This window comes from Streptomyces sp. NPDC003943, assembly GCF_053605265.1.
In genome coordinates this window covers 43076-64644 of the sequence record NZ_JBSGIW010000038.1, presented here as the reverse complement: position 1 = coordinate 64644, position 21569 = coordinate 43076, and the positions used below count along the sequence as shown (strand labels likewise).

General features: G+C 69.2%; 14 protein-coding genes. 3 read left to right on the top strand and 11 right to left on the bottom strand.

Going from position 1 to position 21569, the window contains the following annotated elements:
• The coding region (locus tag ACWEV0_RS17855) for a hypothetical protein (RefSeq protein WP_453150237.1) at positions 1-798 on the bottom strand (798 nt) is incomplete at its 3' end.
• A 197-nt stretch (positions 799-995) separates the two neighbouring features.
• Between ACWEV0_RS17855 and ACWEV0_RS17850 the strand changes: the two genes are divergently transcribed.
• Together ACWEV0_RS17850 and ACWEV0_RS17845 are read left to right on the top strand one after the other, a co-directional pair.
• Positions 996-2057, top strand: a complete 1062-nt coding sequence (locus tag ACWEV0_RS17850) for an LCP family protein (RefSeq protein WP_453150236.1) — start codon at positions 996-998, stop codon at positions 2055-2057.
• 12 nt (positions 2058-2069) lie between these two features.
• Entirely contained in the window at positions 2070-2450 is a 381-nt protein-coding gene (locus ACWEV0_RS17845) for an NTP pyrophosphohydrolase (protein WP_453150235.1), read from the top strand.
• Between the two features lie 8 nt (positions 2451-2458).
• On the opposite strand, the gene ACWEV0_RS17840 is transcribed toward ACWEV0_RS17845, so the two are convergent.
• The 9 genes from ACWEV0_RS17840 to ngcE form a co-directional block, all read right to left on the bottom strand.
• Positions 2459-3973 (bottom strand): amino acid permease, encoded by a 1515-nt coding sequence (locus ACWEV0_RS17840; RefSeq protein ID WP_453150234.1) that lies wholly within the window; start codon positions 3971-3973, stop codon positions 2459-2461.
• Between the two features lie 138 nt (positions 3974-4111).
• The gene (gene dxs / locus ACWEV0_RS17835) at positions 4112-6031 is read right to left on the bottom strand and encodes a 1-deoxy-D-xylulose-5-phosphate synthase (RefSeq protein ID WP_453150233.1); all 1920 of its coding nucleotides are present in this window, start codon (positions 6029-6031) and stop codon (positions 4112-4114) included.
• A 223-nt stretch (positions 6032-6254) separates the two neighbouring features.
• Complete coding sequence (locus ACWEV0_RS17830) at positions 6255-7556, bottom strand: sugar ABC transporter permease (RefSeq protein ID WP_453150232.1); 1302 nt, start codon at positions 7554-7556, stop codon at positions 6255-6257.
• Positions 7553-8347, bottom strand: a complete 795-nt coding sequence (locus ACWEV0_RS17825; protein ID WP_451606378.1) for an ATP-binding cassette domain-containing protein — start codon at positions 8345-8347, stop codon at positions 7553-7555. Before ACWEV0_RS17825 ends, ACWEV0_RS17830 begins: the two co-directional genes overlap by 4 nt.
• Positions 8348-8507: 160 nt before the next feature.
• Positions 8508-9608, bottom strand: coding sequence for a substrate-binding domain-containing protein (locus tag ACWEV0_RS17820; protein ID WP_453150231.1), 1101 nt, complete (start codon positions 9606-9608; stop codon positions 8508-8510).
• Positions 9609-9730: 122 nt separating this feature from the next.
• Positions 9731-10960, bottom strand: coding sequence for an ROK family transcriptional regulator (locus tag ACWEV0_RS17815; protein ID WP_453150230.1), 1230 nt, complete (start codon positions 10958-10960; stop codon positions 9731-9733).
• A 157-nt stretch (positions 10961-11117) separates the two neighbouring features.
• Positions 11118-12062: a carbohydrate ABC transporter permease gene (locus tag ACWEV0_RS17810; RefSeq protein ID WP_453150229.1), complete on the bottom strand. Its 945-nt coding sequence runs from the start codon at positions 12060-12062 to the stop codon at positions 11118-11120.
• A 15-nt stretch (positions 12063-12077) separates the two neighbouring features.
• Positions 12078-13007, bottom strand: coding sequence for a carbohydrate ABC transporter permease (locus ACWEV0_RS17805; protein ID WP_451606382.1), 930 nt, complete (start codon positions 13005-13007; stop codon positions 12078-12080).
• A 68-nt stretch (positions 13008-13075) separates the two neighbouring features.
• On the bottom strand, positions 13076-14527 hold the full coding sequence (gene ngcE / locus ACWEV0_RS17800) for an N-acetylglucosamine/diacetylchitobiose ABC transporter substrate-binding protein (protein ID WP_453150228.1): 1452 nt from the start codon (positions 14525-14527) through the stop codon (positions 13076-13078).
• A 400-nt stretch (positions 14528-14927) separates the two neighbouring features.
• On the opposite strand from ngcE, the gene ACWEV0_RS17795 reads away from it, so the two are divergent.
• Positions 14928-18740, top strand: a complete 3813-nt coding sequence (locus ACWEV0_RS17795) for a GH92 family glycosyl hydrolase (protein WP_453150227.1) — start codon at positions 14928-14930, stop codon at positions 18738-18740.
• Positions 18741-18800: 60 nt separating this feature from the next.
• Here the strand turns inward: ACWEV0_RS17795 and acnA are convergent, their stop codons facing one another.
• Positions 18801-21536, bottom strand: coding sequence for an aconitate hydratase AcnA (gene acnA / locus ACWEV0_RS17790; protein ID WP_453150226.1), 2736 nt, complete (start codon positions 21534-21536; stop codon positions 18801-18803).
• Positions 21537-21569 lie beyond the last annotated feature (33 nt).

Sequence of the window (21569 nt, the reverse complement as noted above, 5' to 3'; positions counted from 1 at the left end):
GCCGCCGAGCGCCATGACACCGGCGGCCTGGGCGCTGCCCGTCGCGGCGCGCCAGCCGACCAGCGAGTCGTCCCCGGGGTAGCGCCACAGGTACGTGGTGCGCTTCTTCCCGGTTTCGAGGGCGGTCAGGGTGCCGTCGGCCACGGCTATGCCGAAACGATCCCTCAGCTCGAAGCGGCCGCCGCCCGCACCCGCCCAGCGGTCCACGGACCCGTCGGCGCCAACGGCCAGGACCTCCAGCGGGCCGCCCGTCGGCATGGCGGCGGTGAACTCCCCCGCGTACGGGCGGTCGGTGACGTTCTTCCAGCGGCCCCAGCGGCCCTCGGCGGTGCGGCTGCGCCGCACGATCCCGCCGTGCCGCAGCGACACGAGGACGTGCACGGAACCGGAGCTCTGGTTGACCACGACCAGCGGTCCGGCGACGACCGGGTCATCGCCCCCGCCGCCCTCGCCGGACGGAATCCCGAGGTCGTACCAGTCGGTGAGCGGACGGCCGGTCTGGTACTGGGTGCTGACGATCACATGGCCGGCGTCGCCCTGCGGCGCGCGCCGGATACCGGCGAAGCAGACGTATCCCTCGGGGCTGCGGGCGAGACTCAGCGGCCCTGCCCAGCCCGGGACCTCGATGAGCCGGGGGCCCTCGAAGGCACCGTGCGCGGTCTCGGTCCAGCGGACGAGGCCGGTGGCGGTGGTCGCGTAGGCCGTCAGCCGTCCGTCGCCGCCGGTGAACAGCCAGCGGCCGGCCGGCGGTCGGGCCATGACCGGCCCGGGAGCCTCGGTGTCGCGATGGGTGACCACGCCGGAGTCCGTGTTCCGACCCCTGTTCCTGCCACGGATCACGATCACCATCCGCCTCTCCACCTGTCCGTCGCCCCGAAGTTTGTCACACGCTTCACCGGGCGTTCACGGACGGTCGACGGCCTCAGTTTCCCGACAAAACCCGATCTGCACACTTTCATACCATTGCGTCACGAAGGAAGAGACTCAACCCAGCCATGACCGACCACAACACGACGGCGAGCGGCTCGCGCCGCAGGGCTCCCCGCAAGCGCAGGACCGGCCGCATCGTCCTGCTGACCCTGCTCGTGCTCGTCCTCGCCACCGGCGGGACCGTGTACTGGATGTACTCGAGCATCGACGGGAACATCAAGGCCGTCGACATCACCAAGGAGCTCGGCGACAACCGGCCGCCGAAGCTGCCGACGTCCGGGCAGAACCTGCTGGTGCTCGGCTCGGACTCGCGGGCCGGCGCGAACGCGGCGCTCGACGGGGCCGCGGTGAGCGGGGCGCGGTCGGACACGGCGCTCGTGGTGCACGTGCCCGAGGGGCGGCAGAAGGCCGTGGCGGTGAGCATTCCGCGGGACACGCTGGTGACGCGGCCGGAGTGCACGCGGCGCGGCGGCGGGACGGCGCCCGAGGCGAAGCGGGTCATGTTCAACTCGGTGTACTCGGGCTTCGGTCCGGCGTGTGTGGTGAAGACCGTCGAGAAGATGTCCGGCGTGCGGCTCGACCACTACATGGAGATCGACTTCGCCGGGTTCAAGGACCTGGTCGACGCGATCGGCGGGGTGACCGTCGACGTCGACAAGCCCATCAAGGACAAGCACACCGGCCTCGACCTCGCTGCCGGGCCGCAGCGCCTGGACGGCACGCAGTCGCTCGCCTTCGTGCGCACCCGCTACGCCGTCGGTGACGGCAGCGACCTGGGCCGCATCGGCAACCAGCAGAAGTTCCTCACCGCGCTGCTCACCGAGGTGAAGAAGCAGGACCTGCTGGGCAGCCCCACCAAGGCGTACTCGGTCGCGGACTCGGCGACGAAGGCGCTCACCACCGACTCCGAGCTGGCCTCGCTCAAGTCGCTCGCCGACTACGGCCGCAGCCTCAACGGCATCGACCCGGCGAACATGGAGACGATCATGCTGCCGGTCGCCTACGACAAGAAGGACCCGAACCGGGTCGTCGCGTACGAGCCGAACGCCACGCAGCTGTGGACGGCGATCCGCGAGGACAGCGACATCCCGGAGAAGGCGAAGAAGTCGCCCGCGACCGGCGGCTGACATCCTGACCCCATGATGTCTCCCGCGCCGCTTCCGCTGCTCGTCGTCGACGGTGCCAATGTCGTCGGTTCGGTTCCCGACGGCTGGTGGAAGGACCGCCGCGGCGCCGCCGAGCGGCTGCGGGACCGGCTCGCCGAGCGCGGCGGGCCGGTCGAGGGCCCGTACCCCGGCCCGTACGAGATCGTGCTCGTCGTGGAGGGCCGGGCCCGCGGCGTGGCCCCGGTGCCGGGGGTACGTGTCGAGGAGGCGCCCGGCAGCGGGGACGACCTGATCGTGGAGCTCGCCCGGAACGCGGCCGGCCGGCCGTGTCTGGTGGTCACGGCCGACCGGGAGCTGCGGCGGAGGGTGGCGGAGACGGGCGCCGCCTGCGTGGGGCCCCGAGCTCTTCCCTGATACGTCGGCTAGTACCTCGCCTCCGGGCCCACCTTGCCCAGGCGGCTGTTCCTGCGCCCGTACAGGAAGTAGACGACGAGGCCGATCAGCATCCAGACCGCGAACCGGAACCACGTCTCGCCCGGCAGGTTGAGCATCAGCCAGAGGGAGGCGGCGACGGAGAGGATCGGGATGACCGGCACCCAGGGAGTGCGGAAGGCCCGGTGCAGGTCGGGGCGGGTGCGGCGGAGGATGATGACGCCGATCGCGACCATGACGAAGGCGAACAGGGTGCCGATGTTCACCAGGGTCGCGAGCTCGTTGATGCTGGTGAACCCGGCGATGATCGCGATGAGCCCGCCGAGCAGGATGGTCGGCCGGTACGGGGTCTTGAAGCGCGGGTGCGTGACGGAGAAGAAGCGGGGCAACAGGCCGTCGCGGCTCATCGCGAAGAAGACGCGGGTCTGGCCGAGCAGCAGGATGAGGCAGACGGTGGTCAGGCCGACGGCGGCACCGAAGCTGATGACGCCCGCGTAGAAGGGGTGGCCGACGGCCTTGAAGGCGTCGGCGAGCGGGGCGCTGACGGAGAGTTTGGTGTAGTGCTCCATGCCGGTGACGACGAGGGCCACCGCCACGTACAACACCGTGCAGATGAACAGCGAGCCGAGGATGCCGCGGGGCATGTCGCGCTGCGGGAGCTTGGTCTCCTCGGCGGCGGTGGCGACGACGTCGAAGCCGATGAAGGCGAAGAAGACGACGGAGGCGGCGGTGAAGATGCCCATGACGCCGAAGTTGGTCGGCGTGTAGCCGAAGATCAGCCCGAGCATCGGCTCGTTCCATCCCGAGACACCGCCCGGCGGGGCGACGGCCGGCGGGATGAACGGGTGGTAGTTGTCGCCGACGATGAAGAACAGACCCGCGATGATCACGATCATCACCACGGTCACCTTGATGGCGACGACGACGGCGGTGATCCGCGCCGAGAGCTTCATGCCGACCACGAGGACGGCGGTGAGCACCAGGACGAGCAGGAAGGCCAGGAGGTCGAACGTGCCGCCGGGCACGTCGGGCCCTTCGAGCGCGGCCGGCAGATGCCAGCCGATGTTGTCCATGAGCGAGCGCACGTAGCCGGACCAGCCGACGGCGACGACGGCGGTGCCCAGCGCGAACTCCAGGACGAGGTCCCAGCCGATGATCCAGGCGGGCAGTTCGCCGATGGAGGCGTACGCGAAGGTGTACGCCGATCCGGCGACCGGCACCGTGGACGCGAACTCCGCGTAGCACAGGGCCGCGAGGGCGCAGACGATGCCGGCGGCCACGAAGGCGAGGGCTGTGGCGGGGCCCGCGTTCTCCTTGGCGACCTTTCCGGTGAGGACGAAGATGCCGGTGCCGATGATGACGCCGACGCCGAACACGGTGAGGTCCCAGGCGGAGAGGGACTTCTTGAGGGCGTGCTCGGGTTCTTCGGTGTCGCGGATCGACTGTTCGACCGACTTGGTCCGGAACAGGCCGGAGTTCCGCGTGGATTGCTGGTCCGTGCTCACGGTCCTACCTCCCTGGCTCGCCCTGGGGCTGCCCGCTCTCAGGCCAGGATGCACGCGGAAGGGCCGGTCGGCACCCCAAGGGGTGAGCCGACCGGCCCAATGGTGACGCGGTGTGACGGACCGTGGAGAGTCGTCCCGTCAGTCCCTCGCGGGCTCCACGGCCTTGGTGCTGCTCTCGAACCGGCCGTCCAGGCGCGAGACCAGACCGGTGACCTGGCGCGCGATGTCCGGCGCGGTCAGGCCGATCTCGGCGAGCACCTCGCCGCGCGAGGCGTGGTCGAGGAAGCGCGGCGGGATGCCGAAGTCGCGCAGCGGCACGTCCACGCCCGCGTCGCGCAGGGCCTGGGCGACGGCGGAGCCGACGCCGCCGACGCGGCTGTTGTCCTCGACGGTGACGACGACGCGGTGGCCCTCGGCGAGCGGGGCGAGGGCCTCGTCGACGGGCTTGACCCAGCGCGGGTCGACGACGGTGGTGGAGATGCCCTGCTTGTCGAGCAGGTCGGCGATCTCCAGGCACATCGGCGCGAGCGCGCCGACCGAGACGAGCAGCACGTCGGGCGTGTCGCTGCCGGCCTCGCGCAGCACGTCCATGCCGCCGACCCGGCGCAGGGCGGGTACGGCGGGGCCGACGGCGCCCTTGGAGAAGCGGACCACGGTGGGGGCGTCGGTGACCTCGACGGCCTCGCGCAGCTGGGCGCGGACCTGGTCGGCGTCGCGCGGCGCGGCGAGCCGCAGGCCGGGCACGACCTGGAGGATCGACATGTCCCACATGCCGTTGTGGGAGGCGCCGTCCGTGCCGGTGACGCCGGCCCGGTCCAGGACGAAGGTCACACCGCACTTGTGCAGGGCCACGTCCATCAGGACCTGGTCGAAGGCGCGGTTGAGGAAGGTCGCGTAGACGGCGAAGACCGGGTGCAGGCCGCCGGTGGCGAGGCCGGCCGCGGAGACCGCGCCGTGCTGCTCGGCGATGCCGACGTCGAACACGCGCTCCGGGAATGCCTTGGCGAAGCGGTCGAGGCCGACCGGCTGGAGCATGGCCGCCGTGATGGCGACGATGTCCTCGCGCTCCTTGCCGAGCGCGACCATCTCCTCGCCGAAGACGCTGGTCCAGTCGGCGCCGGAGGAGGCGATCGGCAGACCGGTGTCGGGGTGGATCTTGCCGACGGCGTGGAAGCGGTCGGCCTCGTCCTGGAGCGCGGGCTGGTAGCCGCGGCCCTTCTCGGTGAGGCAGTGCACGATGACCGGGCCGCCGAAGCGCTTGGCACGGGTGAGCGCCGACTCCAGGGCCTCGATGTCGTGGCCGTCGATGGGGCCGACGTACTTCAGGCCGAGGTCCTCGAACATGCCCTGCGGGGCGATGAAGTCCTTCAGGCCCTTCTTGGCGCCGTGCAGCGTCTCGTAGAGCGGCTTCCCGACGACGGGGGTGCGCTCCAGGATGTCCTTGCCGCGGGCGAGGAAGCGCTCGTAGCCGTCGGTGGTGCGCAGGGTGGCCAGGTGGTTGGCGAGGCCGCCGATGGTGGGCGCGTAGGAACGCTCGTTGTCGTTGACGACGATGACGACCTGACGGTCCTTGGCGTCGGCGATGTTGTTGAGCGCCTCCCAGGCCATGCCGCCGGTCAGCGCGCCGTCGCCGATGACGGCGACGACGTGGTCGTCCTTCTTCAGGACCTGGTTGGCCTTGGCCAGGCCGTCGGCCCAGCCGAGGACGGTCGAGGCGTGCGAGTTCTCGATGACGTCGTGCTCGGACTCGGCCTGCGAGGGGTAGCCCGACAGACCGCCCTTCATCTTGAGCCTGGAGAAGTCCTGGCGGCCCGTGAGCAGCTTGTGGACGTAGCTCTGGTGGCCGGTGTCCCAGAGGACCTTGTCCTTGGGCGAGTCGAAGACGCGGTGCAGGGCGATGGTCAGCTCGACCACGCCGAGATTGGGACCGAGGTGCCCGCCGGTCTTGGAGACGGCGTCCACGAGGAAAGTCCTGATCTCTTCGGCCAGCTGGTCCAGCTGTTCCGAGGAGAGCCGGTCCAGATCTCGCGGTCCCCTGATACGGGTCAGCAGAGCCACCCGTGCCTCCTTGCTTTGAACTGGTCGAGCTTGCCGATTTGTCGAGTCTAATGTTCCGTCTTGGATCGTGGGCATCGGGCCGGGGGCTTCACCGCCACCCGGATGGCCGACACACCGATGATCCGTGCGGTCGCCGCACTGCTCCGGACGCAGCAGTGCCCGGCGCCGGTTCTCGGCGCCGGGCGGACTGTACGGGGTCCGGGTTACGGGGCGGTGACCGGCGTCACGCGCGGCCCGCGGTCTTCTGCGTGCGGCGGGAGACCGAGTCGATCACGACGGCGGCGAGCAGCACCGCACCGGTGATCATGTTCTGGATCGCGTTGGACATGCCGATCATGTTCAGACCCTGCTGGATCGACTGGATCACGATCATGCCCAGCAGCGCGGACCAGACCTTGCCCCGGCCGCCGAAGAGGCTGGTGCCGCCGATCACGGCCGCGGCGATGACCAGCATCAGCGTGTTGCCGCCGCCGAGGCTCTTGGTCGCGCCGCCGGAGAGGCTCGCGATGAACAGACCGCCGAAGGCGGCGAGGGTGCCGGAGATCGCGAAGACGGCGATCCGGATCCGGTCCACGTTGATGCCGGCGCGGCGGGCCGCCTCGGCGTTGCCGCCGACCGCGAAGACCTTGCGGCCGAAGAGGGTGCGGCGGGCGACGAAGTCGGCGATCACCAGGACGGCCAGGAAGAGCACCAGGGCGAGCGGCAGGCCGCGGGCGCCGGCGGGCTCGTTCATCACGTACGCGACGACGAAGACCAGGATCGCGACGACGCCGGTGCGCAGCAGGATCTCGCTCATCGGGCGGGCCGGGAGCTGGGCGGCCTTGCGGCGGCTGCTGTCGCGGAGCTGCGAGAGCACGTAGAGGGCGACGGCGAGCAGGGCGAGGCCGTAGGCGGCGATCTTGTCGGCGAAGAAGTAGTTGGTGAGGTTCTCCACCACGCTGCCGGACGGCGTGTTGATGGAGCCCTCGCCGCCCATCAGCCATTCCTGGAGGCCCATCCAGCCGAGGAAGCCGGCCAGGGTGACCACGAAGGCGGGGACGCCGATCTTGGCGAAGAAGAAGCCGTGCAGCGCGCCGATGACGGTGCCGGTGAGCACCGCGAGCACGATGGACAGCCACTGGTTCATGCCGTGGGTGACCTGGAGGCCGGCCCAGACGGCGGCGCCGACGCCGGCGACCGAGCCCATGGAGAGGTCGATCTCGCCGAGGACGAGCACGAAGACGATGCCGACGGCCATGATGCCGAGGCCGGAGGCGTAGACGGCGACGTTGGCGACCGAGCTCGCGGACAGGAAGTTGGCGTTCTGGAGCTGGAAGACGATCGCGATGACGATCAGGCCGAGGATCACCGGGAGGGAGCCGAGCTCGCCGCCGCGGATCTTGCGGGAGAACTCGGTCAGGTAGCCCTTGAGGCCCTCCTCGCGGACGAGGAGGCGCGGGTCGACGGCCGGGACCGGCGCGGCGGACTGCTCGGCGCCCCCGTTCTGCGCGGACTCCTCGGGCGTGGTCTTGGTGAGGTCGCTCACTTCGCGTCCTCCTTCGCGGCAGTACGGGCCTGCCGGCGGGTCACGGCGTTGTCCGTGGCACCCGTGATGGCGGCGATGATCGTCTCGTGGGTGGTGTCGGCGACGTCGAAGACGCCGTTGTTGCGGCCGAGCCGGAGCACGGCGACCTTGTCGGCGACGGCGCGCACGTCGGCCATGTTGTGGCTGATGAGGATGACGCCGTGGCCGCGCTCGCGCAGCCGCTCCACCAGGTCGAGCACCTGTGCGGTCTGCTCGACGCCGAGGGCGGCGGTGGGCTCGTCCAGGATGACGATCTTGGGGTCGCCGATCAGGGCGCGGGCGATGGCCACGACCTGGCGCTGGCCGCCGGAGAGGGCGGCGACGGGGATCCGGACCGACGGGATCCGGATGGACAGGGTGTCCAGGAGCTCCCGGGCGCGCTTCTCCATGGCGATCTCGTCGAGCACGGAGCCGGAGCTCAGCTCGCTGCCGAGGAAGAGGTTGGCGACGACGTCGAGGTTGTCGCAGAGCGCGAGGTCCTGGTAGACGGTCGCGACCCCGAGGTTCTGGGAGTCGTGGGGCTTCGTGATCTGGACGGGGCGGCCGTCCCACTCGATGGTGCCCTCGTCGATCGGGTGGACGCCCGAGATGGTCTTGACGAGGGTGGACTTGCCGGCGCCGTTGTCGCCCACGAGGGCGACGACCTCTCCGGCGTGGATCTCCAGATCGACATCGGTGAGCACCTGGACGGCGCCGAACCGCTTGGAGACCCCGCGCAACGCCAGCACGGGCGCAGCGGACACGTGAATCATCTCCTTCGCCGCCTGACCGGCGGGGATGTGGTGCAGAAAGACTGAGGGGGTGCGGATGAGGGAGTCCGGCGCCCCGCCCCCGCTTGCGGGGCGTGGATGTCGGGGCGGGTGCGCCGGACCGTTTCTGCGTGGGGGGCGGGGCGAGCCGGGGCCCGGCGGGCTACTTGATGCCCGCGGCCTCGCAGGCCGCCTTGTACTCGGGGGTGCAGATGTCGGCCGCCTTGTAGACGTTGTCCGCGATGATCGTGGAGGCGATGTTCTCCTTGGTCACGACCTGCGCGTCGTACAGCTTCGCCGGGATGCCCTTGAACTCACCGGTGAGGCTGTCGACCTGGACCGGGGTGAGCTCGTCGATCTTCTCGCCCTTGAGGAGCTTGACGGCGATCTCGGCGGTGGTCTCGGCCTCGGGCTTGATCTGCTTGTAGATCGTGAAGGCCTGGTCGCCCTTCAGGATGCGCTGCAGACCGGCGAGTTCGGCGTCCTGGCCGCCGACCGGGACCTTGACGGCCTGCTTGTTGAGGGCGGTGATGATGCCGCCGGCCATGCCGTCGTTGGCGGAGTAGACGCCCTGGAAGCCGGTCTTGCCCAGCGAGTCGATGGCGGCGCCCATCTTCTTGTTGGCCTCGTCCGGGGACCAGTCCGGGATGTCCTGCTCGTAGACGACCTTCTTCACGGCGCCGTCGATGACGCTGTGCGCGCCCTTCTTGAACAGCGGGGCGTTCGGGTCGGTCGGCGAGCCGTTGATCATGACAACGTTGGCGGACTTGGCGCCGGCACCGAGGGCCTTCACCAGGGCCTCGCCCTGCAGGCGGCCGATCTTCTCGTTGTCGTACGAGACGTAGGCGGAGATCGGGCCCTCGGCCAGGCGGTCGTACGCGACGACCTTGACGCCCTTGGCCTCGGCCTGCTGGACCCAGGACTTGGTGGCCTTGTAGTCGACCGAGTCCAGGATGATGACCTTCACGCCCTGGGTGACGAGCGCGTCGAACTGCTTCTTCTGCGTCTCGGTGTCCTGCGCGGCGTTGTTGTACTTGACCTCGCAGTCGGAGCACAGGGCCTTGATCTTCGCCTCGATGATCGGGCGGTCGAAGGTCTCGTAGCGCGTGGTCTTGTTCTCCGGCAGGAGCAGACCGATCGTCTTGCTGTCGCCGCCGGCCGAGCCGCCGGAGCCGTTGTCACCGGCCTTGCCACAGGCGGCAAGGGAGAGGGCCATGGAAACCGCGGCCGTGCCTATGACGACGCGACGCGTCACTGCGTTCATGTGGGGTTGCCTCCCTGACGAGGCCGCGACGTTGCGGCCGAGGTGGCTGGAAGTCAACTCGGCCACACGCCCGTCGTCAAGGAGTAAATCCTTAACGAGACGACAACGGTGCCATTCGTTATCTAAGTGAAGGCAGGAGACTGCGACTTCATCGCCCCCGACAAACCGCCCATAGCGCCCACAGCGCCTTCGAGGAGCGTCGACTCGCCCATCTCGCTCAGCACGAGCGCCAGCGCGCCGAGCACCTCGGCGCGGCCGCCCAGGGCCCCCGGGGCCACGGAGAGCTGCCGGGCGGCGCTGGGGATGGCGTAGCGCGAGACGGAGTCCCTGATGGGCGCCAGCACCAGCTCACCGGCCTCGGCCAGATCTCCGCCCAGGATCACCCGGCTCGGGTTCAAGAGGTTGCAGAGGTTGGCGACACCGCTGCCGATGTGCCGGCCGACGTCGGCGATCACCCGGCGGCAGCCGGGGTCGCCCTCGCGGGCCAGCTGCACCACCCGCTCCATGGTCAGATCGGGCCCGTGGCTGGGCTGGAGCAGCGGCAGCACGTAGCGGGCGGCGGTGAAGGTCTCCAGGCAGCCCCGGTTGCCGCAGCGGCACACCGGGCCCGACTCGTCGAGCGTGATGTGGCCGATCTCGCCGGCCGTGCCGCCCGGGCCCCGGTAGACCCGGCCGTCGATCACCAGGCCGGCGCCCACACCGCTGGCGACCTTGATGTACGCGAGGTCCTTCACGCCCCGGCCGCTGCCCCAGACCAGCTCGCCGAGCGCGCCGAGGTTGGCGTCGTTGTCGACGTGCACGGGGACGCCGAGGCGGGCGGAGAGCTCGTCGGCGGGGTTGATCCCGCTCCAGCCCGGCAGGATCGACGTGGAGCCGAGCAGGCCCGAGGACACGTCGATCGGTCCGGGCACGCCGAGACCGACGCCGATGACCTTGTCCCGGCCGATGCCGGTGCTCGCGATCAGCCGTGTGACCAGCCGTTCCGCCCGGTCGAAGCCCTCCGCGGCGGAGGCGTCGACATCCAGCGGCTCGGCCTCCTCGGCGAGCACCTGGTGGGCCAGGTTGCCGACCGCGACGCGCAGGTGGGTGTGCCCGAAGTCGACGCCGATGACGATGCCGGCGTCGCCGCTGAGCGAGACGCTGCGGGCCCGGCGGCCCCCGGCGGAGGTCGGGGTGACCTCCACGGTGCCGCCGTCCTTCAGCTCCCGCACGATGTTGGAGACCGTGGCGGCGGACAGGCCCGTCGCCCGGGCGATCTCCGCCTGGGTGAGCGATCCGGCCATCCTTACCGCCCGGACGACCCGCTCCAGATTGGCCCGGTGCAGCGAGGACTGCGACCCCGGAGTCTCCATTGACTCTCTCCACCCTATGACGTGTACAAGTTATGAACTCCAAGCTCCGCTGTGGGGCTTGTCGGCGTCAAGTCCTACAGCGGACCGGAATCCGGACGCAAAAGATCCGGCCCCCGGGGAGTGAGTCCCCCGGAGGCCGGACGGAGCGCCTGACTCGTTACTTGAGCGTGGCCGAGGTGAGACCTGCCTGGACCTGCCGCTGGAAGGACAGGTAGACCACCAGCATCGGGATCATGGCGATCGTCACGCCGGCGAAGAGCACCGGCAGGTCGGAGGCGTAGCCCTGCTGCTGCTGGAGCTGGATCAGGCCCTGGGTGAGCACGTACCGCTCGGGGTCGTCACCCGTCTGCGGCTGCATCAGCACGGTCGGCAGCAGGAACTGGTTCCACTGCCCCAGCGTGTTGAAGATGCCCACGCTCACCAGGCCCGGCTTCGCCATCGGCAGCATCACCTGGAAGAAGGCCCGGGTGTGCGAGGCGCCGTCCAGGATCGCCGCCTCGAAGACGGCCGTCGGCAGCGTCCGGAAGAAGGAGTGCATGAAGAAGACGGTGAACGGCATCGAGTAGGCGACGTACACCAGGACCAGGCCCTGGTAGGTGTTGAGCATCCCGAGCATCTTCACCATGAAGAAGAGCGGGACGAGCGCCAGGAAGACCGGGAACATCGCGCCGGCGACGAAGAAGTAGTAGATGAGCCGGTTGCCCCAGAAGCGGTAGCGCGCGAGCACGTACGCGGCCATGGAGCCGAAGAGCATGGTCAGCGGCACCGAGAACACCAGGACGATCACGGTGTTGAGGAAGTAGTCGCCGATGCCCTTGTGCCACGCCCGGGTGAAGACGTCGAAGGACCAGTGGGCGGGCCAGCCGAAGGCCGATCCGGCGATCTGCGAGTCGGTCTTGAAGGAGCTCAGCACGAGCCAGATCAGCGGCAGCACGATCATCAGCGCCCAGAGGGCGAGGAAGCCGTGCGAGAAGACGTTCAGGACGGTGCCCTCACGGGCGGGGCCGGACGCCGGAGCGCCGCTCTTGCCGGTCTTGCCGCCCGCGCGCTGGCGGGGCACCCCGGCCGTGGGGGTGTCGGACTTCTGGATGGGTGCAGTCATCGTCGGTTCTCCCGCTCAGAACTCGAGGCGCTCGCGGCGGGTGGCGCGCAGCGTGACCACGGACACGATCAGGGTGAGCAGCAGCATCACGACGCCCATGGCACAGGCGTAGCCGCTCTTTCCGAAGTAGAGGAAGTTCCGCATCATCACGGTGGACATGACCTCGCTGTGGTGGTCGGGGCCACCGCCGTAGTCGCCCGAGGTCATGGTCGAGACGAGGACGAACATGTCCATCGCCACGATGCCGAGGTAGACCCAGGCCGTCTGCACGGAGTCCCACAGCAGCGGCAGGGTGATGCGGAAGAAGGACTGGGCGCGGCCGGCGCCGTCGATGAGCGCGGCCTCGTAGATGTCCTTGGGGATGGACTGCATGGCGGCGGAGAACAGCACCAGGTAGAAGCCGACGCCGTGCCAGACGACGACCGCCATCAGCGCCCAGAGCACGAAGTTCGGCTCGTTCAGCCACTCGACCGGGTTCTCCGCGTCGATGAGGCCGAGCTTGAGCAGCACGCCGTTGAGCATCCCGCCGGTGTCGCTGCGGTACACAGCGCCGAAGAGCACGGCGAGGATCGCGAGCGAGAGGACCTGCGGGAAGAAGTAGACGATCTTGTAGAACTTCGATCCGCCGACGCCGGCCACTCCGCCGGCCCGGCTGCGCCCGCCCGCGTTCACCATGAAGGCGAAGAAGAGGGCGAGCAGGATGGTGATCACCGGGATGAACACCAGGAACAGGATGTTGTGCCAGACCGCTCCCAGGAAGACGTCGTCCTTGAAGAGGGCGACGTAATTGTCGAGTCCGACGAAGGAGAAGGTCTGCGACTGGCCTTTCCAGTCGGTCAGCGAGTAGCCGAACGTCTGGAGGTACGGCCAGATGACGAAGACCAGATAGAGGGCCACGGGGACGAAGAGGAATCCCGTGACGAACTTGTACTGCCCTTTGCGCATGGCGTGGCGTTCCTGTCCCTGGTGTTGCCGGGTGTTCCCGGCTGTTCCCGGCTCGGTCGTGCGCGAGATCAGTCGCGGTGGTTGTTCTTGGCCGCCGGGTCCTTGGCGGCCTTGTCGACCGCGGCCTGGGCCCGCTTCAGCCATTCCGCGGGCTGGATGCGCTTCGCCATCAGCTCGTTGGAGGCGTTCTGGATCTCGGTGTCCATCTCGCTGTACCACTCGGTGTAGAGGAACCGGAAGGTGTTGGTGCCGGCCTTCTTGGACGCCTCGACGGTGGACTGGGTGCCGGGGCGCAGCTTGACGCTCGGGTCCACGCCGTCGGCGAGGATGGTGAGCGAGTTGGCCTCCTTGGCGAAGAGCGTCGACCACTCCTTGGAGAGCATCATCCGCATGAACTCCTTCGCCTCGGCCAGGTTCTTGGCCTTGGCGGGGATGATGAAGGGCTCGCCGGAGCCGGCGCGGATCGCCTCGTACGGCATCTTGCTGCCGGGCAGCAGCGGCATGGGCATGAACTTCATGTCGAAGTCGGCCGGGGTCTGGTTGAGCTGCTCGTTCTCCAGCCAGGAGCCACAGGTGATGAAGGCGGCCTTGTACTGGTTCCAGCGGGTCTGCGACTCGGTGTGGGTGAGGCCGTTGGTGCCGGGCATGAGGTAGCCCTTCTCGACCACCTCGTAGATCGCCTCGACGGCCTCCTTGGCGGCGTCGGAGCCGACGAACGCCTTGGGGTCGAGGTTGTCGATCGCCTTCATGGCGTCCAGGCCGCCCTTCTTGGCGATCAGGTCCATGATGGCGACGTTGATGTAGTACGGGTACTTGCCCTGGTGGGCGAGGCCGCCGATGCCCTGTGAGGTGGCGTCCTTGCAGATGGCGAGGAAGTCGTCCCAGGTCTTCGGCTCGGTCCAGCCCTTCTCCTTGAAGAGCTTGCCGGAGTACCACAGGCCCCACACCGTGTAGATGTAGTTGAGGGCGACGGTCTTGCCCTCCAGGATGCCGGCGTCGAGGGTGCCCGGGATCAGCGTGTCGCGGACCTTCTTGGCGGGGTCGTCGACGGACGGCGCGTCGAGGACCTCGGCGAGGTCGAGCAGCTGGCCGTTCTTCTGCAGGACGTCGATCTTGATCTTCTGGGCGCCGGAGTCGTCGACGAGGTCCGGCGGGTTGCCCGCGTTGAAGCGGGGCTGGAGCTTGCCGGTGATCTCCTGGGTGCCGGTGTGGGTCGCGGTGATGCCCCACTTCTTGTTGAAGCTGGCCTCCCACGCCTTGGCGTAGTCGTCGCCGTAACCGCCCTTGAAGACGACGACGTCTATCTTTCCGCCCTTGGCGACGCCGAACGGATTGTCCTTGGTCTTCTCGCCCTTGGGCTTGTCGGAGCTCGTGTCGTCGCCGCCGCTGGAGGCGCACGCCGACAGGAAACTCATCGTGGGCACCGAGATCAGACCGAGCGCGGCGGAACGCTTGATCAGATCGCGGCGGCCGAGGCCCCCGTTACCGGGGGCGTCGTTCTGGGCGGAGGTGGATCCCATGCTCAAGTCCTCGCCTTCATTCAGGACTCAGGCGGTGTACCGGTCGCCCGTACAGAGTTCGCCTCAGGCGAAGGGCCCCGCCACCGCGGTCAATTGCAGCTGGGTCGTGCAGGCGTCGGGCGTCGTCGTCACTGTTGCGTGGTACGACGGGCTGGACGCCGACAGGTATAGTCCACTTCCCGTCATCGGAGCAAGATCGAAACCGGCTTTCCCCGTCAGTCTTCTCCGAGTTGAGACCTGCGGGACATCCGCGGTATTTCTGCCCCGTTTCCTCCCCCGGCCCGCTCTTCATTTTGCCGTCAACGCCCTTGACAGCCCTTGCCGCTTGCCCTTCTCTGGGACTTTGCGCGGTGAGTCTGACAACGTTGTCTACAACCAGCGGCAGGAGTGGCGACACGGCATGCACCTCCCTCTCAGAGCACTCTCGCTCGCGGCGTCGGCCGCACTGGTCCTGAGCCTCACCCCTTCGGTGGCTCAGGCGCTTCCGGGCCGATCGGATGATTCCGCCGATACCGCCCGGGAGTTCAAAACCTCCTTCGAACCGGACGAGACCCAGCCGACCTGGCGCGACACCGTCGAAGTCGGCCCCGACGGACAGCAGCGCGCATCGGGCGTCGACGGCGGATTCGCCACCGGCATCCCGGGCAACGTCACCGACCGGGTGACGACCGTGCGCGCCAGCGGCGAGAACGCCGGCGCCGGCGAGGTGAAGGAGAACCTGGTCGATCTCCAACCCGGCACCAAGTGGCTGGTGTTCGAGCCGACCGCCTGGCTGGAGTTCGACCTCGACCAGCCGGTGAAGCTGGCGACGTACGCGCTGACCTCGGCCAACGACGCCGCCGAACGCGATCCCCGCGACTGGACCCTCAAGGGCTCGGCGGACGGCAAGGAGTGGACGGTCCTCGACACGCGGGCGGGCGAGAGCTTCGCCAAGCGCTTCGAGACGAAGTCGTACGACATCCCGGGAGCCGGTACCGCATACGCCCACTACCGCCTGGAGATCACCAGGAACGCGGGCGCGGGCCTCACCCAGCTCGCCGACGTCCAGTTCTCGAACGGCGACACCTCCCATCCCGTCCCCGAGGAGATGCGCAGCGCCGTCGACCGCGGCCCCAGCGGCTCCCCCACCGCCAAGGCGGGCGCGGGCTTCACGGGGAAGCGCGCGCTGCGCTACGCGGGCACCCACAAGGGCGACGGCCGGGCCTACTCGTACAACAAGGTCTTCGACGTCGACACCCGGATCGTCCGCAACACCGAGCTGTCCTACGAGATCTTCCCGTCGATGTCGGCCTCCGACGCCGACCTGAACTACCCGGCCACGAACGTGTCCGTGGACCTCGCCTTCACCGACGGCACCTATCTGAGCGATCTGGGCGCGAGGGACTCGTACGGCGGGCTGCTCACCCCGCAGGGGCAGGGCGCGGCCAAGCGGCTCTACGTCAACCAGTGGAACCGGGTGACGGCCCGGATCGGTGACGTGGCGGGCGGCAAGACGGTGGACCGGATCCTGGTGGCGTACGACTCCCCCAAGGGCCCGGGGAAGTTCCAGGGCTGGATCGACGACCTCTCGATCGCGCCGAAGACGCCGCAGCAGCCGTACGACCGCCTCTCCGAGTACGCCTCGACGGTCCGCGGCACCAACTCCTCCGGCTCCTTCTCGCGCGGCAACACCTTCCCGGCCACGGCCGTGCCGCACGGCTTCAACTTCTGGACGCCGGTCACCAACGCGGCGACGCAGAGCTGGATCTACGAGTACGCGCGCGGCAACAACGCGGACAACCTGCCCACCCTCCAGGCGCTGGCCGTCAGCCACCAGCCGAGCCCGTGGATGGGCGACCGGCAGACCTTCCAGGTGATGCCGTCGGCCGCCGCCGGCACCCCGCCGACCGACCGGGGCGCCCGCGCGCTGCCGTTCCGGCACGCCGACGAGACGGCGAAGCCGTACCTCTACGGCGTCACCTTCCAGAACGGTCTGAAGGCGGAGATCGCCCCGGCCGACCACGCGGCCGTCATGCGCTTCACCTATCCCGGAGCGGACGCGAGCGTCGTCCTCGACAACGTCACCGACCAGGGCGGCCTCACCCTCGACCCGGAGACCCGCTCCTTCACCGGCTACTCCGACGTGAAGAGCGGTCTGTCGACGGGCGCGGGCCGGATGTTCGTGTACGGCGTCTTCGACGCGCCGGTCACGGACTCCTCGGCGCAGGGCGTGCAGGGACACCTGCGCTTCGACGCGGGCGCGGACCGCACGGTCACGCTGCGGATCGCGACCTCGCTCATCTCCGTCGACCAGGCGAAGGCCAACCTCGCCGACGAGATCCCGGAGGGCACGTCCTTCGACACCGTCCGCGAGCGCGCCCAGGACGCCTGGGACGACGTGCTCGGCCGGGTCACCGTCGAGGGCGCGAGCCACGACCAGCTGGTCACCCTCTACTCCAGCCTCTACCGGCTCTACCTCTACCCCAACTCGGCGTTCGAGAAGGTCGGTTCGACCTACCGGTACGCCAGCCCCTTCACTCCGCCGGCCGGGCCCGACACGCCGACCCGGACCGGCGCGAAGGTCGTCGAGGGCAGGCCGTACGTCAACAACGGCTTCTGGGACACCTACCGCACCACCTGGCCGGCCTACTCACTCCTCACCCCGAAGAAGGCGGGCGAGCTGGTCGACGGCTTCGTGCAGCAGTACAAGGACGGCGGCTGGATCTCCCGCTGGTCGTCGCCCGGCTACGCGGACCTGATGACCGGCACCTCCTCCGACGTGGCCTTCGCCGACGCGTACGTGAAGGGGGTCGACTTCGACGCGGAGGCGGCGTACGAGGCGGCCCTGAAGAACGCGACCGTCGTCTCGCCGAGCCGGGGCACGGGCCGCAAGGGCATGGCGACCTCGCCCTTCACCGGCTACGCCTCGACCGACACCGACGAGGGCCTGTCCTGGTCCCTGGAGGGCTACCTCAACGACTACGGCATCGGCAGGATGGGCCGGGCGCTCTACGCGAGGACCGGGAAGAAGCGGTACGCGGAGGAGTCCGCGTACTTCCTCGACCGGGCCCGCAAGTACGTCACGCTCTTCGACACGAAGGCCGGCTTCTTCCAGGGCCGGGACGCCGGCGGCGCCTGGCGGGTGCCCTCGGAGTCGTACGACCCGCGGATCTGGGGCTACGACTACACGGAGACCAACGGCTGGGGCTACGCCTTCACCGCCCCGCAGGACTCCCGGGGCCTGGCCAACCTGTACGGCGGGCGCGCGGGCCTCGCGCAGAAGCTCGACGCGTACTTCAGCACGCCGGAGACGGCGAGCCCGGACGTGGCCGGCTCGTACGGCAGCGTCATCCACGAGATGACCGAGGCCCGGGACGTGCGGATGGGCATGTACGGGCACTCCAACCAGGTCGCGCACCACGTGCCGTACATGTACGACGCGGCCGGGCAGCCGTGGAAGACGGCGGAGAAGGTCCGTGAGGTGCTCTCCCGGCTCTACACAGGCAGCGAGATCGGGCAGGGCTACCACGGCGACGAGGACAACGGCGAGCAGTCGGCCTGGTTCCTCTTCTCCTCGCTCGGCTTCTACCCGCTGGTGATGGGCGGCGGGGAGTACGCGATCGGCTCGCCGCTCTTCACGAAGGCGACCGTGCGGATGGACAACGGCCGCACGCTGGTCGTGGAGGCGCCGCGGAACAGCGCCCGCAACATCTACGTCCAGGGCGTGAGGCTGAACGGCGTGGCGTGGAGGTCGACGGCGCTGCCGCACGACCTCCTCGCGAAGGGCGGCACCCTGAAGTTCGACATGGGCCCGAAGCCCTCGGCCTGGGGCACGGGCGCCTCGGCGGGCCCGGTGTCGCTCACCAAGGACGACAAGGTGCCGGCGCCGCGGACGGATCTGGTCAGGGGCGCGGGCCCGCTGTTCGACGACACCTCGGCGACGTCGGGCCCGGTGGCCGGCGCGGTCGAGCTGCCGGTCAGCGCTCCCGGGAAGGCCGTCCAGTACACGCTGACCTCGTCGGCGGACCGGGCGAAGGCTCCGGCGGGCTGGGTGCTCCAGGGCTCGGCGGACGGCGTGACGTGGACGGACCTGGACCGCCGGTCGGGCGAGTCCTTCGCGTGGGACCGGCAGACCCGGGTGTTCACGGTGGCGGCGCCGGGCTCGTACGCGAGGTACCGGCTGGTGGCGGCCGGCTCGGGCGGCGAGTTGGCGGAGATCGAGCTCCTCGGCTGACCCGCACACGGGCAAGGGCCCTCTCCCCGGACGGGGAGAGGGCCCTTGCCGTACTGATCCTCAGCCGCGGATCAGGTTGCGCAGCACGTACTGCATGATGCCGCCGTTGCGGTAGTAGTCCGCCTCACCGGGGGTGTCGATGCGGACGACCGCGTCGAACTCGACACCGGTGTCGGTGGTCACCTTGACCGTGCTCGGGGTGGTGCCCTCGTTCAGCTCGGTGATGCCGGTGATGGAGAAGGTCTCCTCACCGGTCAGGCCGAGCGAGTCGGCCGACTGGCCGGCCGGGAACTGCAGCGGGAGGACGCCCATGCCGATGAGGTTCGAGCGGTGGATGCGCTCGTACGACTCGGTGATGACGGCCTTGACACCGAGGAGGGCCGTGCCCTTGGCCGCCCAGTCACGGGACGAGCCGGAGCCGTACTCCTTGCCGCCCAGGATGACCAGCGGGATGCCGGCGGCCTGGTAGTTCTGCGAGGCGTCGTAGATGAACGACACCGGGCCGTCGGCCTGGGTGAAGTCGCGGGTGTAGCCGCCCTCGGTGCCCGGCGCGATCTGGTTGCGCAGGCGGATGTTGGCGAACGTGCCGCGGATCATGACCTCGTGGTTGCCTCGGCGCGAGCCGTAGGAGTTGAAGTCACGACGCTCCACACCGTGCTCGGTGAGGTACTTGCCGGCCGGGGTGTCGGCCTTGATGGCACCGGCCGGGGAGATGTGGTCGGTGGTGACCGAGTCGCCGAGCTTCGCGAGCACGCGGGCGCCCTCGATGTCGGTGACCGGGGTGGTCTCCATCGTCATGCCCTCGAAGTACGGGGGCTTGCGGACGTAGGTCGACTGCGGGTCCCACTCGAAGGTGTTGCCGGTCGGGATCGACAGCGCCTGCCACTGGGCGTCGCCGGCGAAGACGTCCTGGTAGGACTTGGAGAACATGTCCTCGCCGATGGCGTTGGCGACGACGTCGTTGACCTCGGCCTCCGACGGCCAGATGTCCTTGAGGAAGACCGGGTTGCCCTCGGTGTCGACACCCAGCGCGTCCTTGGTGATGTCCACCTTCATGGAGCCCGCGATGGCGTACGCGACGACCAGCGGCGGGGAGGCCAGGTAGTTCATCTTGACGTCGGGGTTGATGCGGCCCTCGAAGTTCCGGTTGCCGGAGAGGACCGAGGTGACCGCGAGGTCGTGCTCGTTGACGGCCTTGGAGACCTCCTCCGGCAGCGGGCCGGAGTTGCCGATGCAGGTGGTGCAGCCGTAGCCGACGAGGTTGAAGCCGACCTTGTCGAGGTACGGGGTCAGGCCCGCCTTGTCGAAGTAGTCGGTGACGACCTTCGAGCCCGGGGCGAGGGTGGTCTTGACCCACGGCTTGCGGGTCAGGCCCTTCTCCACGGCCTTCTTCGCGACGAGCGCGGCGGCGACCATGACGTACGGGTTCGAGGTGTTGGTGCAGGAGGTGATGGCCGCGACCGTCACCGCACCGTGGTCGATCGTGTAGGTCGTGCCGTCGGGGGCGGTGACCTGGACCGGGTTCGACGGGGCGCCACCGTTCGGGTGGTTGGCCGGGGCGTCGGAGGCCGGGAAGGACTCCAGCTCGGCCTCGTCGACGGTGGAGACGTAGTTGAGGACGTCGGTCTTGAACTGCTCGGCGGCGTTCGCGAGGACGATGCGGTCCTGCGGGCGCTTCGGGCCGGCGATCGACGGGACGACCGTGGAGAGGTCGAGCTCCAGCTTCTCGGAGAAGTCCGGCTCGGCCTTCGGGTCCAGCCAGAGGCCCTGCTCCTTGGCGTACGCCTCGACGAGCGCGACCTGCTGCTCGGAGCGGCCGGTGAGCTTGAGGTAGTTCAGGGTCTCGTCGTCGATCGGGAAGACCGCGGCGGTGGAGCCGAACTCCGGCGACATGTTGCCGATGGTGGCGCGGTTCGCGAGCGAGGTGGCGGCGACGCCCTCACCGTAGAACTCGACGAACTTGCCGACGACACCGTGCTTGCGCAGCATCTCGGTGATGGTCAGCACCAGGTCGGTGGCGGTGGTGCCGGTGGGCAGCTCGCCGGTCAGCTTGAAGCCGACGACGCGCGGGATCAGCATGGAGACCGGCTGGCCGAGCATGGCGGCCTCGGCCTCGATGCCGCCGACGCCCCAGCCGAGCACACCGAGGCCGTTGACCATGGTGGTGTGGGAGTCGGTGCCGACGAGGGTGTCGGGGTACGCCTGGCCGTTGCGGACCATGACCGTACGGGCCAGGTGCTCGATGTTCACCTGGTGGACGATGCCGGTGCCCGGCGGGACGACCTTGAAGTCGTCGAACGCGGTCTGGCCCCAGCGCAGGAACTGGTAGCGCTCCTTGTTGCGGCCGTACTCCAGCTCCACGTTCTCCGCGAAGGCGGAGTTCGTGCCGAACTTGTCGGCGATGACGGAGTGGTCGATGACCATCTCGGCCGGGGAGAGCGGGTTGATCTTCGCCGGGTCGCCGCCGAGCGCCGCGACGGCCTCACGCATGGTGGCGAGGTCGACGACACAGGGGACACCGGTGAAGTCCTGCATGATCACGCGCGCCGGCGTGAACTGGATCTCCTGGCTCGGCTGGGCCTGGGAGTCCCAGTTGCCGAGCGCCCGGATGTGGTCGGCGGTGATGTTCGCGCCGTCCTCGGTGCGGAGCAGGTTCTCCAGGAGGACCTTCAGGCTGTAAGGGAGGCGCGCGGAGCCCTCGACCTTGTCCAGCTTGAAGATCTCGTACGACTCGTCGCCCACGCGCAGCGTGCTGCGGGCGTCGAAGCTGTTCGCCGACACGACAGTCTCCTTCATATATGTGCGCGTTCCACCGCATCCTGCCGCCAC

Excerpts from the sequence above, each read along its gene's own strand:
- ACWEV0_RS17850 (WP_453150236.1), top strand. The coding sequence starts at position 996 with ATGACCGACCACAACACGACGGCGAGCGGCTCGCGCCGCAGGGCTCCC.
- ACWEV0_RS17845 (WP_453150235.1), top strand. The coding sequence starts at position 2,070 with ATGATGTCTCCCGCGCCGCTTCCGCTGCTCGTCGTCGACGGTGCCAAT.
- ACWEV0_RS17825 (WP_451606378.1), bottom strand. The coding sequence starts at position 8,347 with ATGATTCACGTGTCCGCTGCGCCCGTGCTGGCGTTGCGCGGGGTCTCC.
- ACWEV0_RS17820 (WP_453150231.1), bottom strand. The coding sequence starts at position 9,608 with ATGAACGCAGTGACGCGTCGCGTCGTCATAGGCACGGCCGCGGTTTCC.
- ACWEV0_RS17815 (WP_453150230.1), bottom strand. The coding sequence starts at position 10,960 with ATGGAGACTCCGGGGTCGCAGTCCTCGCTGCACCGGGCCAATCTGGAG.
- ACWEV0_RS17810 (WP_453150229.1), bottom strand. The coding sequence starts at position 12,062 with ATGACTGCACCCATCCAGAAGTCCGACACCCCCACGGCCGGGGTGCCC.
- ACWEV0_RS17805 (WP_451606382.1), bottom strand. The coding sequence starts at position 13,007 with ATGCGCAAAGGGCAGTACAAGTTCGTCACGGGATTCCTCTTCGTCCCC.
- ngcE (WP_453150228.1), bottom strand. The coding sequence starts at position 14,527 with ATGGGATCCACCTCCGCCCAGAACGACGCCCCCGGTAACGGGGGCCTC.
- ACWEV0_RS17795 (WP_453150227.1), top strand. The coding sequence starts at position 14,928 with ATGCACCTCCCTCTCAGAGCACTCTCGCTCGCGGCGTCGGCCGCACTG.
- acnA (WP_453150226.1), bottom strand. The coding sequence starts at position 21,536 with ATGAAGGAGACTGTCGTGTCGGCGAACAGCTTCGACGCCCGCAGCACG.